This window comes from Mesorhizobium kamtschaticum (genome assembly GCF_056174585.1).
This window is the reverse complement of sequence record NZ_CM149691.1, coordinates 6,714,873-6,728,474: the sequence shown is the minus strand read 5'-3', so window position 1 is coordinate 6,728,474 and position 13,602 is coordinate 6,714,873. Positions and strand designations below refer to the sequence as shown.

The 13,602-nt window shown below is 59.2% G+C and carries 9 protein-coding genes and 2 pseudogenes; 9 read left to right on the top strand and 2 right to left on the bottom strand.

The features are described from left to right. Positions 1-174: 174 nt before the first annotated feature. Positions 175-1,917 (top strand): PAS domain S-box protein, encoded by a 1,743-nt coding sequence (locus AC0V7N_RS33240; protein ID WP_496627562.1) that lies wholly within the window; start codon positions 175-177, stop codon positions 1,915-1,917. Here AC0V7N_RS33240 and AC0V7N_RS33235 read toward each other — a convergent pair. Continuing rightward, positions 1,914-2,591, bottom strand: coding sequence for a LuxR C-terminal-related transcriptional regulator (locus AC0V7N_RS33235; protein WP_475452439.1), 678 nt, complete (start codon positions 2,589-2,591; stop codon positions 1,914-1,916). The two genes, AC0V7N_RS33240 and AC0V7N_RS33235, sit on opposite strands and share 4 nt — an antisense overlap. Before the next feature lie 598 nt (positions 2,592-3,189). Here AC0V7N_RS33235 and AC0V7N_RS33230 point away from each other — a divergent pair. The 8 genes and pseudogenes from AC0V7N_RS33230 (at position 3,190) to AC0V7N_RS33195 (ending at position 12,097) form a co-directional block, all read left to right on the top strand. Next, positions 3,190-3,911: pseudogene (locus AC0V7N_RS33230) on the top strand (nucleotidyltransferase family protein). Between the two features lie 46 nt (positions 3,912-3,957). After that, complete coding sequence (locus AC0V7N_RS33225; protein ID WP_475452437.1) at positions 3,958-5,094, top strand: DegT/DnrJ/EryC1/StrS family aminotransferase; 1,137 nt, start codon at positions 3,958-3,960, stop codon at positions 5,092-5,094. Next, positions 5,091-5,762 carry a sugar transferase gene (locus tag AC0V7N_RS33220; RefSeq protein WP_475452436.1) on the top strand — a complete coding sequence of 224 codons (672 nt, stop codon included), beginning with the start codon at positions 5,091-5,093 and terminating at the stop codon, positions 5,760-5,762. The genes AC0V7N_RS33225 and AC0V7N_RS33220 overlap by 4 nt, the downstream gene beginning before the upstream one ends. Before the next feature lie 71 nt (positions 5,763-5,833). Next, entirely contained in the window at positions 5,834-6,838 is a 1,005-nt protein-coding gene (locus AC0V7N_RS33215; RefSeq protein ID WP_496627561.1) for an SDR family NAD(P)-dependent oxidoreductase, read from the top strand. Between the two features lie 29 nt (positions 6,839-6,867). Next, a pseudogene (locus AC0V7N_RS33210) lies at positions 6,868-7,347 on the top strand (hypothetical protein); the annotation flags it as partial. Beyond that, positions 7,334-8,596: a polysaccharide biosynthesis/export family protein gene (locus AC0V7N_RS33205; protein ID WP_475452435.1), complete on the top strand. Its 1,263-nt coding sequence runs from the start codon at positions 7,334-7,336 to the stop codon at positions 8,594-8,596. The pseudogene AC0V7N_RS33210 and the gene AC0V7N_RS33205, both read left to right, overlap by 14 nt. A gap of 382 nt (positions 8,597-8,978) precedes the next feature. Next, positions 8,979-10,733 carry a type I secretion system permease/ATPase gene (locus tag AC0V7N_RS33200; protein WP_475452434.1) on the top strand — a complete coding sequence of 585 codons (1,755 nt, stop codon included), beginning with the start codon at positions 8,979-8,981 and terminating at the stop codon, positions 10,731-10,733. 26 nt (positions 10,734-10,759) lie between these two features. Further along, positions 10,760-12,097 carry an HlyD family type I secretion periplasmic adaptor subunit gene (locus AC0V7N_RS33195; RefSeq protein WP_475452433.1) on the top strand — a complete coding sequence of 446 codons (1,338 nt, stop codon included), beginning with the start codon at positions 10,760-10,762 and terminating at the stop codon, positions 12,095-12,097. Positions 12,098-12,137: 40 nt separating this feature from the next. On the opposite strand, the gene AC0V7N_RS33190 is transcribed toward AC0V7N_RS33195, so the two are convergent. After that, positions 12,138-13,559, bottom strand: coding sequence for a coiled-coil domain-containing protein (locus AC0V7N_RS33190; protein WP_496627560.1), 1,422 nt, complete (start codon positions 13,557-13,559; stop codon positions 12,138-12,140). Positions 13,560-13,602: the final 43 nt, after the last annotated feature.

Here is a 13,602-nt window from a genome sequence, read left to right as displayed (position 1 = left end):
TGTACGGATTTGCAGCGGGTTTTGAGCCGTCGCATTCGATGAAACATGTATTTCTGATAAGTCCATCCAACCTGATTCTATTCGCCGGCTAAGGCCTGGCAATCCGGCAGTGGTACTAGGTAGCCCATTTGCGTCTAGTCTCGACGATCTAGTCAGAAGGTTGTAGTCTGACGCATGGGTTCGTATCTACGTTGGCTGAATTCGAACGTGTCGGGCACACCGTTGGCCCATGTGGCTTCCATAGTGGTGCTCACAGTTTCGATAATATTCGAAACAACAAATTCGGTACATATTGGCCAGGGTGGGGATTTTATTGCATGTATTCCCGCCATTATTATCATTGTATACCTTGAAGGCCGCGCGGCCGCGATAGCCGCGACGCTTGCGATGGCGGTTGCCGGCCTATGGGCGCGAAGCGTCTTGAACGCGCAAATCTCATCTGAAGACTGGACGCGCGTCATCCTACTCCTGGTCTCGGGTGGCGTAATCGCCTCGGTGTTCCACCGCCTGCGACAAGACTTGCGTGAGGCGCTCGAGGTCGCAGAGCAAAGGCTCGCTGCCGTCGAGGCGACCGAGAGCCGCTACCGTTGGGCCTTCGAGCGTGCTGCGATGGGTTTCGCAAACACCAACAAGAAGGGCGAGGTGTTGCAATCCAACAGGCGCCTTTGTGAGATGACAGGCTACAAGGAAAAGGAACTTGCCCAATTGCCGCTCAAGGCACTCGTTCACCCGGACGATCAAGATTCCGTGCAGCAGCTGTTGGAAGGTCTCGACAATGACGCGACTTCGTTTGGATCGGAGGTCCGGCTGCTAAGAAAGGACGGTACGGCACTCTGGACTCGGCTGACCTTGTCTTCGTCCCGGCCCCACGGAGTTCTCTCGGAGAGCGTGTTCGTGGTGGTCGACGATATTTCGGAGCGAAGAACGGCGCGCGAGGCGCTTCGGGCTCAGAAGGAATGGCTTGATCTAGCCCTGTCTGCCGGACGCCTGGGTACATGGCGAATCGATGTCAAGGACGGGACAGTCACGGGCTCGGGCAAGTTCTGGGATATTCTCGGCCTGTCTCCAACTCCAATGCGCCCCTTGGACGAGCTTTCGACCGTGGTCCATCCGGCGGATTGGCCGAAGCTGGCAGCCTCGATAAGGCCGTCATCGGTATTGAATTACGATACAGAAATTCGTGTACGGCGGACAGACGGTCATATACGCTGGGTTGCCCTGCGCGGGCGTCAGGAAAAACATGGCGACCGCCTGTTGCGCGTCGGAGTGGCCGCCGATCTGACCGAGCGTCGACAGACCACGCTTCTGCGAGCCGCTGCAAAGAAACGCGAGCGCATCATGCTCGAACAACGCCATCGGTTCGGCAACTTGTTCTCTGTAATCACGGCGCTGGTGAAGATGATCAATGTTCCCGAGAACAATGTTGCAAAATACAAAGAGATGCTGATCGATCGGATTCGAGCGCTGGAAGCGACGCATTTGCTGCTTTCACGCCACACCAACTCATCAGGGATGCTCCATGATCTTGTTGCCCGGGAGTTGCAACCCTTTGCGGAGACGCGGGACATAACAATCGCAGGCCCTTCCGTGATGTTGCCGGCCGGCGCCGCCGAGAGCCTTGCCATGGTTCTTCACGAACTGACGACCAATTCCGTGAAATATGGCGCGCTGGGGGATTCACACGGCCGGATTGAAGTAAAGTGGGAGTTCGCATCCGGCGACGCGGCTGAGGATCTCGCGTTCGATTGGGTGGAATCGGGGCGGCGGACGATCACAAGCGTCGTGCGTCACGGTTTCGGTTCCATGATAATCGGCCTGGACGGTACGCCGCTTGTCGGCCATTCCCCAAAACTGGAAGTATCTGAGCACGGACTGCGATATTCGCTACGGCTATCGCGGAAGGAAATCGAATTCTAACCCACGTTTTTCGCGTGCCAGGTTTGTAGCAAAACGGCGGCTTCAGTCCGGTTTCGCACCCCAAGCTCGCGCAAAACGGCCGCAGCGTGGATCTTCGTTGTCGCTTCGGCAATGTCCAAATTGCGAGCAATCTCCTTGTTCGAGTACCCTTCCGCCATCAGCTTCAGGACCTCCTTCTGTCTCGATGTCAACCTGCTGAAATTGCCGGCGCCCACGCGCCGTTGCCCCTGGTATCTCTGAGAAGGCGAAGGTACGTGCGGTCCTTGTCCGGCAGACGTTCGCGACAGAAGTGCTGGAACATAGATGCGACCGGCGAGGATCTCCTTTACAGCCAGCACGACTTCCTCGTCCTTTTGCGACTTTACGATGTAGCCGTGAAGCCCGATCGAAAGTGCCTTCAGAATCTCCGCGCGTGAATCATCGCCGGAAACAATCGCGAAGCGCGTATCAGGATAGGCAGATAGTACGTCGCCGAGCACTCCCTGATCGAACAGGCCCGGCATATTCAGGTCCAGTATGGCGAGATCGATCGAAGCCTGCTGTTCCAGAAGACTGACCACGGCGTCGAAACACGCAGCGTCGAATATTTCGACGCCCGGAATACCTGCCGTCAGTGCCAGTCGCAATCCGTAACGATACAGGCCGTGATCGTCGGCGATGACGATCCGATACATTGAACTACCCCAACGCTCACTCTTCGCCCCGCGAGCAAACCCGAACCAGTTCGCAGAGGCTCTGTTACCCTGAGATGCGCGGAACTGTGATGAGCTTAGAATCGTGGCCAACCACTTGTCGTGACATCCCCCGCGAGGTTCACGGCGTCCCATCCGCAACATCGCGTATTTCTAATATAATCCAATTTAGCGAAAAGCTTCTCTCTTTTTGTGAGCCTGACGCGTGAGGTGCCTGCCGGACGATATCGAGCCGGATTCCGGGCTCGGTGTGCTGCACAGGCTTTTTGTGTCGGCACCTGCCACAGGCCAGTTCCTACGCCTGGTGGATCTCTGCCTTTTCATTGCAAAACTCACGCGGATTCCATTGGTCTCATAGTCAGGCCCCGATCGCTTAGGTTTGTCCTCGATCCTTCGCGGCTATCTAGACCAGAAACGCGTCGGAACGTTGCCATTCGAATGCACGACGACACCACTTCAGAGTGGCCATACCATTCACGATGCAGTGTTCGGATTGGGCTAAGGGGCGACCCTTCGAGCACTCATCCGGCAGTTGGCTGGTGATGATGATGCTCGGGCTCAATGACCTTGGGAGGCTTGGATGAAAGCGGTGATTCAATGCGGTGGAATGGGGACACGCCTTCGGCCCTTCACATCGGTCTTGCCAAAGCCACTCATGCCCATCGGTGCCCGGCCCGTTCTTGAGTTGCTCCTGAAGTGGCTGCGTCGCAACGGCATCGACGACGTCTATATCACGACCGGATATCTCGGGCACCTGATCCGCAGCGTCTGCGGCGATGGCTCGCAATGGAACATGAGGATCAAATACACGCAGGAAATGGAACCGCTCGGCACCATCGGACCGCTCTCTCTGATCAGGGATGAACTGACCGAAACATTCTCGTGCTCAACGGCGATGTCCTTACCGACCTAAGCCTCAGCCGATTTATAGCTGCTCACCGGCTGCATAAGGATCCGGTGACGATCGCGACGGCATGCCGCGTGATCAAGATGGACTTCGGTGTCATTGACGAAGTGAACAATGCCGTACAACTCTTCCGTGAGAAGCCGACGCTTTCTCATCTTGTCAGCATGGGAATTTACTGCATGGACCCGACCGTTCTGCAGTTCATTCCCTCGGGTGTACCATTCGGGTTCGACGACCTGATGCTGCAGATGATGCAGGGCGGCACGACCGTGCACGTGTTTAAACATGACGGTCTTTGGCTCGACATCGGTCGCGTCGACGACTTCCAGAACGCACAAGCGATAGCGTGGGAAGAGCAGTCGGCTTCAATCGAAGTCGCCGCTGCGGCAGCATGAAAAACCGGATGTCGCGAGGCCGCTAACGGCAGCCAGGGAGGTCACGATGCTCTTGGTAAGTGCCCCGATCCTGGGCGTGCCGGAGAAGGCAGCTCTATCGAAGGTGATTGATAGCGGCTGGCTGACCATGGGCGACCGGGTACGGGCCTTCGAAGAGGCCTTTGCCGGCATGCATGGGGCTGAGGACTGCGTCGCGGTCAGTTCTTGCACCGCAGCGCTTCATCTTATTCTGCATGCACTCGGAATAGGACCCGGCGACGAAGTGCTGGTTCCGTCCATGACCTTCGTTGCGACCGCGAACGCGGTGCTTTACGTCGGCGCGACTCCCGTCTTTGTCGACATCGAGTCAGCCGACGTGCCGTTGATGTCGATTGTTGAGGCGGAAGCACGCTGCACGTCGCGCACCAAGGCTGTAATTCTCGTGCACTTCGCAGGCTACCTTGCCGACCGGGAACAATGGCAGAGGTTCGCCCGCGCCCACGGGCTGCACATCATAGAGGACGCTGCGCATGCTCCAGGCTTGAAGCAAGCCGGGACGTTTGGCGCCGCCGCCGCCTTCAGCTTTTACGGCAATAAGAACATGACAACGGCCGAGGGTGGGGCTGTGATCGCCAGGGATCCCGACCTGCGCGACAGGATCCGCCGGGCTCGCGGGCACGGGATGACCACCGGCACCCATCAGCGATTGAACAGCCGCACGCCGCAGTATGACGTCACCATGCTTGGCTTCAACTACCGTATGGACGAGTTGAGGGCGGCAATTGGGCTGGTGCAATTGCAGAATCTGCAGGAGTGGAATGAGATCAGGCGTATCCTGGTTGTCCTGTACCGGCGCCTCATCGCAGATTATTGCCCGGCGGTGGCAGTCCCGTTCAGCGAACCGCGGACATCCGCTTACCATATCATGCCGATCCTTCTGCCGCGCTTCGCCAACCGGCAAGACGTTGTCGACCACTTGCGGAACGAGGGGATACAAACCACGATCCACTATCCTCCGGTCCACCGGATGACGCTCTATCGCGAGCGATTTCCAGGGACCCAACTGCCGGTGACAGACGAATTCGCCCAGCGCGAACTGACAATTCCACTTCATCCCCAGATCACCTCGCCGGTGGTCGAAGCGGTTGTGGCCGCTCTGGCAAACGCGCTGAGCAATTGCGTGCAAGCGGGAGCAGCGGCATGAATGCTTCGGATTTATCCCTGCATCGGCACTTCGCTCCAAACCCGCCCCACGGGCTTGCGAGACGAGCGATTGATCTCGTCCTGGCAATGACAGCAGCGGTGGTTCTGGCTCCGCTGATGCTGCTGATCGCCGTGGCCCTTATGCTCGAAAGCGGCTGGCCTGTCTTGTTTGTCCAGACCCGTCTGGGCGCAGGCGGCCGGTCCTTCCGCATATACAAGTTCCGAAAGTTCGCTGTCCGCTGCAGCACGCATGGTCTTCCGCTGACTGTCGCCGGTGACTCTCGCATGACGCCAATAGGCCGGCTTCTCGCGGCTGCGAAGTTCGACGAGTTGCCGCAACTCTGGAATGTCCTGAAAGGCGAAATGGCAATTGTCGGGCCACGACCGGAAAGCCTTGCTTTCGCGGATTGTTTCCTTGGGGGCTTCGAGTCCTTGCTGCAATACAAACCGGGCCTGCTCGGTCCCTCTCAGACCCTCTTCCGGCACGAGGCCTGCCTCTATCCGCAATGCGTGGATCCGCTGCAGTTTTACCGGGAGATCTTGTTTCCGGCCAAGGCGAGGATCGATCTCTCCTACTATCCGAAGCGGACGATCGGCTCCGACATCGCCTGGATGATGCGCGGCTTTCTGGCAATCCTCTGCCCGGCTAGGTCGCCGGTCGGCATTTGAGAAGCCTTGACATGCTCGGGCGCTGTTGGATCCAGGAGGTCAGTGCTTCAGGTTAAGGGGGAGGCTTAGTCATGGCCTACAACGGCAAGAAAGTCCTGGTCACCGGCGCGGATGGATTCATCGGGTCGCATCTTACCGAGGCGCTGGTCCGCAACGGGGCAGATGTCACGGCACTGGCCCTTTACAACTCATTCGACAGTCACGGTTGGCTGGATGACTTGCCGGACGCCGTTCGAAGCCGGCTGAAGCTCGTCCGCGGCGACGTTCGCGACAGCGCGTTCCTCAACCGGATCGTGCGTGGCCAGGCGGTCGTGTTTCACCTGGCAGCGCTGATCGCCATTCCGTATTCATATGCGGCTGCTCAATCCTATGTAGAGACCAACATACTGGGCACCGTGAATGTGCTCGAAGCGGCGCGCCAATGGGAGACCGAGCGCGTTGTGCACACCTCAACGAGCGAGGTGTATGGCACCGCGCTGACCATGCCCATCGGTGAAACCCACCCGCTGCAAGGACAGTCGCCATATTCGGCATCCAAGATCGGCGCCGATATGATGGCAGAGTCCTACGCCAGGTCGTTCGATATCCCCGTCGTCATCATGAGGCCCTTCAATACCTACGGCCCGCGCCAGAGTGAGCGGGCAATCGTGCCGACAATCATACGCCAGGCCCTCGATTCGAATTGCCAGGCGATCATGGTTGGGGACACCAGCCCGATCCGTGACCTCACTTTTGTCGAGGACACTGCGGCGGCATTCTTGACGGCAGGTTTGGCCGGGCTCGAGTTCGGCCGCGCCTACAATGCCGGCAGCCAGCGTGCCGTGACGATCTCTGATGTGTTGGATCTTGTGCTCGAACTGAGCGGCTCCAAAAAGCCGGTCCATCGCGACGAAAGCCGCTTGCGGCCGCAAAACTCGGAGGTCCGAGCGTTGCTCGCGGATTCCTCGCGCTTTGAAAATGAGACTGGATGGCGGGCACAGACCAGCTTGCGCGATGGCCTGGAGCGAACCATCGCGTGGTGGCGCGCGCGCCTTGGGGAAGGCCGGGTACGCCGCGAAAAGGGCTATATGACATGACCCTGTTTCGCCATCGTGCATGGCCGCTGATGTTGATTGCCGGCGACGGCAGTGAGATCTACGTCGGGATAAGCAAATCCGACCCGGACAAGTATCAGGTGATCAAGCGCAGGTTATCCGACGGGAAGGTCACTTCGCTGACGAAATACGGTGAAGCTCAGCACGCTTCACCCAGATCCCTGAGCAGGCCTGGCTGGGTGTTCCTGACCTATACCGGCAACCCGGATCAGGTCTCGAAGCATCCGGATTGGGCGCCTTATGTCCGGGAAGTGATCGCGTTGCGCATTGATGGCAGCGGTGACGTTGCGCGCATCGTCCAGACCCGGAACGTCCCGTTCGACTATTGGAGCGAGACCTACGCCTCGCCATCCCCGGATGGTTCGCAGGCGATCTGGTCGAGCAACTGGGGCGTGCCTGGCGGTCCAGTCTACGATTTCGTCGCTCGCCTCGATTGGCCTCGGGAGGGCCCTTCGAAGCCAACTGAGGTTGTCGCAAATGGTCTTCACTAATCGACATGCTCTCGCCCTCATCGCCGCCTTCTGCACCGCGCGTGTGGCCGTGGCGGCAGACATTTCGGCCCCCTACCAGCTTTCCCCAGGCGACACGGTCGAGATAGGAATTGCCTCCATTCCCGATCGCACGCAGCGTGCCGTGGTCCAGATGGACGGTACGATCGCGCTTCCCGAAGTCGGCATGATCTCGGTCGGGGGTCTGACTTCGACCCAGTTGCAGACACGCATGGAAACGATCTTGCCTAGCAAGATCTTTCGCATGCGCCTGGCCGACGGAAGAGAACAGATGATCGTCATCAAGCCAAGCGACGTGACCGCCATCATCGCCGAGTACCGTCCGATCTATGTGACTGGCGATGTGCTCACCCCAGGACAGCAAACCTATCGTCCGCTGATGACGGTCCGGCAGGCAGTTGCGGTTTCAGGTGGGTTCAGCCTTTTGCGGACGCGGGCAAATCAGAATGGTCCTGATCCGGTTGATTTGCGACGCGACTATGAATCGCTTTGGGGCGAATACACCAAGGCCTACCTTCACGGCGCCCGCATTCGGGCCGAACTTCAGAACAAGGACAGCTTTGACACCCAGATGCCGCAAGGCTCGCCGTTGCCGGACAGTGTCGGCGCGGCGATCGCCCAGTCCGAAAGTGAGGCACTCAAGATTGCGCTTGGTGATTATCAGCAGGAGCAGAGTTTCCTCGACAAGGCCGAGAAGGACACGGCGGCTCAGGTGGAAGTGCTTGCCAAGCGCCAGGAGGTTGAGGCCGAGGGGGTCAAGGCGGATGAGGAGGACATGGCGCGGGTAACCAAATTGTATGAAGCAGGCAACCTGACAAACAACAGACTGGCTGACGTCCGGCGCGCCCTGCTTCTCTCGTCCAGCGGGGCGCTTCAAACATCAGTCGAACTGATGCGGACACAACATCAGCAGGACGATTACGCCAGGCAGCGCGAGCACGTCGACAACCAGAGAAGGATCGACCTCCTGACCGCACTGAAGGACACCGACGCGCTGCTGGCGGACCTCACCTCGAAACTTCATGCCACCAGCCAGAAATTGCAACCCACCGGAGCGTCCGCGCTGCCCCTGCCGATCGCAGGCGAAACGGTCCGGGCCCAAGTGACGATCGTCCGCAAAGTAGGTGATGAATGGCGAAAACTGGCCGCCGACGAAGACGCGGCGGTGGCGCCTGGCGACACCGTTGAGGTGAGGTTCACGAGCGACCTCGAAAGCGCTGCTGCCCAATAGGGCAGCCCCGGTCGAACCGACACTGTTCGAAAGACGCGATCCCAAAGGCGGAATCAAGCCTAGTGTATGGCACCACGCTGGATGACCCTTCCTGAAATTGTCATGTCAGTTCCGAGGGCATAGCGAGCAAGCGTTCGGCGCCAGTTTCCGATTGCCCGCAAACCACTGCTTTCAGTACTTATCCCCCGCTTTGGTAAGCCAGCTTCGAGTTCTCAGGGACTACGTCACGATTTTGCTGCATTTTGCCCAGAGTCACATACGTTAGAGGGGCATAATGTTCTATTTCGAGGGGAAGCAAGCTGCTCGAGGACGATAGAAGGTTGTCCATCATCGGCACAGCCAACAAGATCACGCGGCGATTTCGCGTGAAAGATCGCTGGCCATGAGGCCGAGGGACAGGCGCTCGCTCGATCTGCGTGCCGCCATGTTGGGCTGTGTACCAGGGCTGGCTGGTGTTGGCCTGTTTTCCGCGGTCATAAACATTCTGGCGCTTACCGGCTCCGTCTATATGCTTCAGGTCTACGATCGCGTCCTGCCTTCGCAGAGCGTTCCGACACTTGTCGGATTTACGATTGGGATGCTGGGCCTCTACGCGGTCTATGGGCTGCTCGATTTCGTGCGGCTTCGCCTGCTGGTTCGAATCGGCAATCGCGTCCACAAAAATCTGCAGCAAAAGGTCTTCGCTCTCTCGCTCTCTCTGCCGCTCATTGCCGGGCAGGACGCGAGCCGAGTGCAGCCGCTTCGTGATCTGGATCAGTTGCGCGGCTTTCTTTCCGGATTGGGGCCGACTGTCGTCTTCGACGCGCCCTGGATACCGTTCTATCTGGTGGTCATCTATCTGCTGCATCCGTCGCTCGGCATGCTGGCAACGGTCGGTGCGATTGTCGTCGTGCTGTTGACGGTGGTCGCAGAAATCCTCGGCCGCAGACCGGTCGAGCGTGCGTCTGAAGCACTTCTGGCACAGCGGACCCTTGCCGATTCCGGCCGCCGCAACGCGGAGGTCGTGCGTGCCATGGGCCTTTCGGGGCGGCTTGGCCGGCGCTGGAGCGAGGTCAATCATGCGTATCTCATGCACCAGGAGCGCCTGTCCGACATTGTTGGCGCCACCGGTTCACTGTCGAGGGCGCTCCGAATGGCCTTGCAGTCTTCGGTTCTCGGGCTCGGCGCCTATCTCGTGATCGGTGGCGAGGCTTCGCCAGGCGTGATCATTGCGTCTTCCATATTGCTGGGCCGCTCGCTGGCACCGGTTGATGCGGCGATTGCAAACTGGCGAGGGTTTGTGGCGTTTCGGCAGAGCTATTTCCAACTGGCGGCTGCTCTGGCCGCTTTCGGAGACCAAAACGAGCTTATGGAACTGCCACGCCCCCAGGCCATGCTTGCGATCGAGGACCTGACAATAGCGCCGCCAGGCCAGCAGAAACCGACAGTGGTCAATGTAGGCTTCCAATTGTCGGCGGGCGCGGGGATGGCCATCGTCGGTCCCAGTGGGTCCGGAAAAACCACGCTTGTGCGCGCTTTGGTCGGCGTGTGGAAGCCGTTTCATGGAACGGTAAGGTTGGACGGGGCCTCTCTCGATCAATGGGATTCGGAACGGCTCGGCGCCCATATTGGCTATTTGCCACAGGATGTTGAACTGTTTGACGGCACGGTTGCCGACAACATTTCGCGGTTCGGTGGCAAGGGCGACGCCAGAGGCGTGCTGGCAGCTGCCAGAGCGGCGGGCATCGACAAGATGATCATGCGCTTACCGGAGGGCTTTCAAACGCGGGTAGGGGAAGGAGGAACGGCACTGTCGGCCGGACAGAGGCAACTCGTCGGGCTTGCCAGGGCACTTTACGGCGACCCGTTTCTCGTCGTCCTCGACGAGCCGAATTCAAACCTGGACGTGGATGGCGATGCCGCCTTGGCCGGAGCAATCCTGGCGGTGCGCCGGCGTGGAGGCATCGTCATAGTTGTTGCGCATCGTCCCTCTGCCCTGACCAATATCGACACGGTACTCGTAATGTCGAATGGGAGGCTTCATTCCTTTGGCTCACGCGAGGAGGTTCTGGCGAACGTTATCCGACCCTTCCCACCAGCTGCAGAGCGGCCAGGTTCGGTCGTCCCGCTGCAGAAAGGGGTGAGCGGTCATGCGTGAGGTCTTGCTCTGTGTCTGATGCGGCAATGTCGTCATATGCCCCGGCTGATCGTGGAAGGACCGGGACCAAACCACTCGACGCGTCGGATGGCATCCGGGCCAATCTGATCCTGGGCTTGGTGACCACAGTTGTGCTGATTGCCGGTGGAGGGCTTTGGCTCGGCTTGACCAAAATCGCCGGCGCTGTGATCGCGCCCGCCACCGTGGTGGTCGAAAGCAACATAAAGAAAGTCCAACATCAGACCGGCGGCACCATCGGCGGAATCTTCGTGCAAGACGGCGATCATGTGCAGGCCGGCGATGTGGTGGTCAGGCTTGACGACACGCTGATGCGGGCCAACCTGCAGATAATCAATGTGGACCTCGATCGCGCGACCGTTCGTCTTGCGCGACTTGAGGCCGAGGGACAGGGGCTGCCGGAAATGACGCTTCCGGCCAGTCTCGAGGCCGAGAGGGGCAATCCGGAATTGGCCGGGCTTGTCAACGGCGAGCGTGCCGTGTTCGAAAGCCGTGCGGCTGCTTTGGCAGGACAGAAGGCGCAGTTGCAAAGCCGCTCGAAACAACTCGAAAATCAGATCGAGGGACTGAAAGCGCAGCAGGCCGCGACAGACGAGTCCGTGGTCCTTCTTGATCACGACCGGGCCGACGTCGAAGCGCTCTATTCGAAAAAGCTGGTGCCCAAGGAAAGGGTGAGCAACGTCAGGTTGGAAGCGACGCGGGCCCATGGAGAATCCGGACGCCTCGCCGCGGCGGTCGCGGAGACGGAAGCCCGGATCAGCGAGACCGAGCTGCAAATCCTCCAACTGGATGAGCAAAGGCGCAGCGACGTAACGGGCGAACTCCGCGAGACGGAAGCCAAGGTGACGGAACTCAACGAGCGCAGAGTTGTGGCGCAGGATGAACTGACCAAAACGACCATCCGCGCTCCCCAGTCGGGAACAATACAGGAATCGTCCGTCCACACGATCGGCGGTGTGGTCGGTGCCGGGGAAGTGCTCATGATGGTTGTTCCCGATACCGACGATCTCGTCGTGGATGCGCTCATCCCTCCATCGCGCATAGATGACGTTCGTCCTGGTCAGCCTGTGTCAATCCGCTTTCCGGCTTTCGATGCCGGCACCACGCCTGCCTGCCAAGGCAAGGTTCGGCGCGTTTCGGCGGATCTGATCAAGGATCAGCAACACCAGCTCTCGTATTTCTCGGCGCGTGTCAGTGTTGAAAACAAGGTGGACTGCCTGACGGGAGCAAAGGTGCTCAAACCGGGAATGCCGGCCGAAGTCCACATAAGCACGGACCAGCGCAGTGTCTGGTCCTACCTGCTGAAGCCCCTTACCGATCAGATGTCCCGGGCCTTCAGCCAATGACTGTTGGGAGCGAGCCGCAAATAGGAGCGGCTCTTTCCTCCTACGACGCGGTGTGGGCCCCCCGGCGAACGCGACGTGCGGCGCGCGCAGTTCGCTCCGCCATCACGGGAGCCTCTGCCACAATGCTCTCATGCTGCAAGGCGTTCGTGACCCTATGGAGCCTCTCATAGGGCAGTAATTCCCTGATCCGGGCGTTGACCGATGCAATTTCGGCCCGAAGGTCTTCGCATTCCTGGCGGCGGATATCGAGTTGTATCTGGTCGGACGCCTGCTGCAGTGAAAGCTGTGAAAAATTCGCGGTTACCTTCGAAAGGTTGAACTTGTCGGTGTCGGTCTCCTTGGTGAGAGCAGCCAGCCGTTCATCTGCCACCTGCTTTTCCGCCACGGCCTCGCTCCATTGAAGCTTGAGCTTGGCAATCTCGTTTGAGGCTTCGTTATTTGCGCTTGATGTAAGCTCCAGTCGCGACTGGAGGTTCTGAATTTCAGAACGCAATCCTCGAATCTCGGCACGGCAGCGCTCGAGCTCGGCTGCCTTGTCCTCTTCCATGATACGGGCGGCTTCCGTCACTTGGGCTAGTTTCGCCTGGGTGCCCTCGAGTGTCGTGTGAAGCCGCGTCGCCTCCTTCTCGCTCTTGCCGAGAGCGCCCAGAACTTCGGAATTTCGCGCCGCTTCGTTGGCGTGGATCGTTGAGAACTCGTCGAGTCTGTGGCGTGCCTCATCTTCCCGCTTCAGCGCCTTTTCGAGGTCGATCGACAGGCTCACATTCTTTTCGCGTAGCAGTTTGTTCTCTCTCGCGCGCCTATCGGCCTCGACGGTTACGGCGGCAAGCGTGTTTGTGATATCGCCAAATTCCGCTTCATTTGTTGCGGTCGTATTGGCTGCCTCCACGAGTTCCAGCCTTGCCGCGGCCAGCGCACCGCGAAGTGCTTCACTGGCCTGAACCAGGCTTACGTCGCGCTGCTGCAAGGTCTCTATGATGCTTTCGTGCTCATGCTGCTTTCTGGTCAGGTCGTTGAGCTTGTCGCACAGGACTCTTTGATCGGCGGTCAGGCTTAGATTCGTCAGCTCCAGTTCGTTGGCGCGAAGAATGTCAGCATGAAGGATGTGGAAGAATTCGCGTGTCAGGTGGTGCGTGCTTGCGATCTCCGACAGCTTCGCGTCGATCTCCTCGAAATGGAGCTTCGCATCGTGGAACAGCCCATCAAAGGAACTCAACGCAGCCATACGGCTCTGCGTATGGGAGGTCAGCCGTCGTCCGGGCTCAAGCGTGCTCGCGTCGTGTTCGGTTTCCGGATTGTCATCCTGTTCCGGGGGCGCCTCGCCCGGGACGGTGTCGTTTTCCAGAGGTGACAGGTCATCCAAACCAAGGCACTCGTCGACAGCGTCCGCCAAGTCAGCTTCGAGTTGCTCGAATGACTTCTGCGTATTGTCGGCACGCTTGATCAGGTTCCTGAAGTTCATGCCCTGACATCACCCTTCAGCTTGCCTAGACCCAGCAAGGCAC

Bases quoted from the DNA above. Each gene is read 5' to 3' on its own strand.
- AC0V7N_RS33240 (WP_496627562.1), top strand. From the start codon at position 175: ATGGGTTCGTATCTACGTTGGCTGAATTCGAACGTGTCGGGCACACCG.
- AC0V7N_RS33235 (WP_475452439.1), bottom strand. From the start codon at position 2,591: ATGTATCGGATCGTCATCGCCGACGATCACGGCCTGTATCGTTACGGA.
- AC0V7N_RS33225 (WP_475452437.1), top strand. From the start codon at position 3,958: ATGCTCTTGGTAAGTGCCCCGATCCTGGGCGTGCCGGAGAAGGCAGCT.
- AC0V7N_RS33220 (WP_475452436.1), top strand. From the start codon at position 5,091: ATGAATGCTTCGGATTTATCCCTGCATCGGCACTTCGCTCCAAACCCG.
- AC0V7N_RS33215 (WP_496627561.1), top strand. From the start codon at position 5,834: ATGGCCTACAACGGCAAGAAAGTCCTGGTCACCGGCGCGGATGGATTC.
- AC0V7N_RS33205 (WP_475452435.1), top strand. From the start codon at position 7,334: ATGGTCTTCACTAATCGACATGCTCTCGCCCTCATCGCCGCCTTCTGC.
- AC0V7N_RS33200 (WP_475452434.1), top strand. From the start codon at position 8,979: ATGAGGCCGAGGGACAGGCGCTCGCTCGATCTGCGTGCCGCCATGTTG.
- AC0V7N_RS33195 (WP_475452433.1), top strand. From the start codon at position 10,760: ATGTCGTCATATGCCCCGGCTGATCGTGGAAGGACCGGGACCAAACCA.
- AC0V7N_RS33190 (WP_496627560.1), bottom strand. From the start codon at position 13,559: ATGAACTTCAGGAACCTGATCAAGCGTGCCGACAATACGCAGAAGTCA.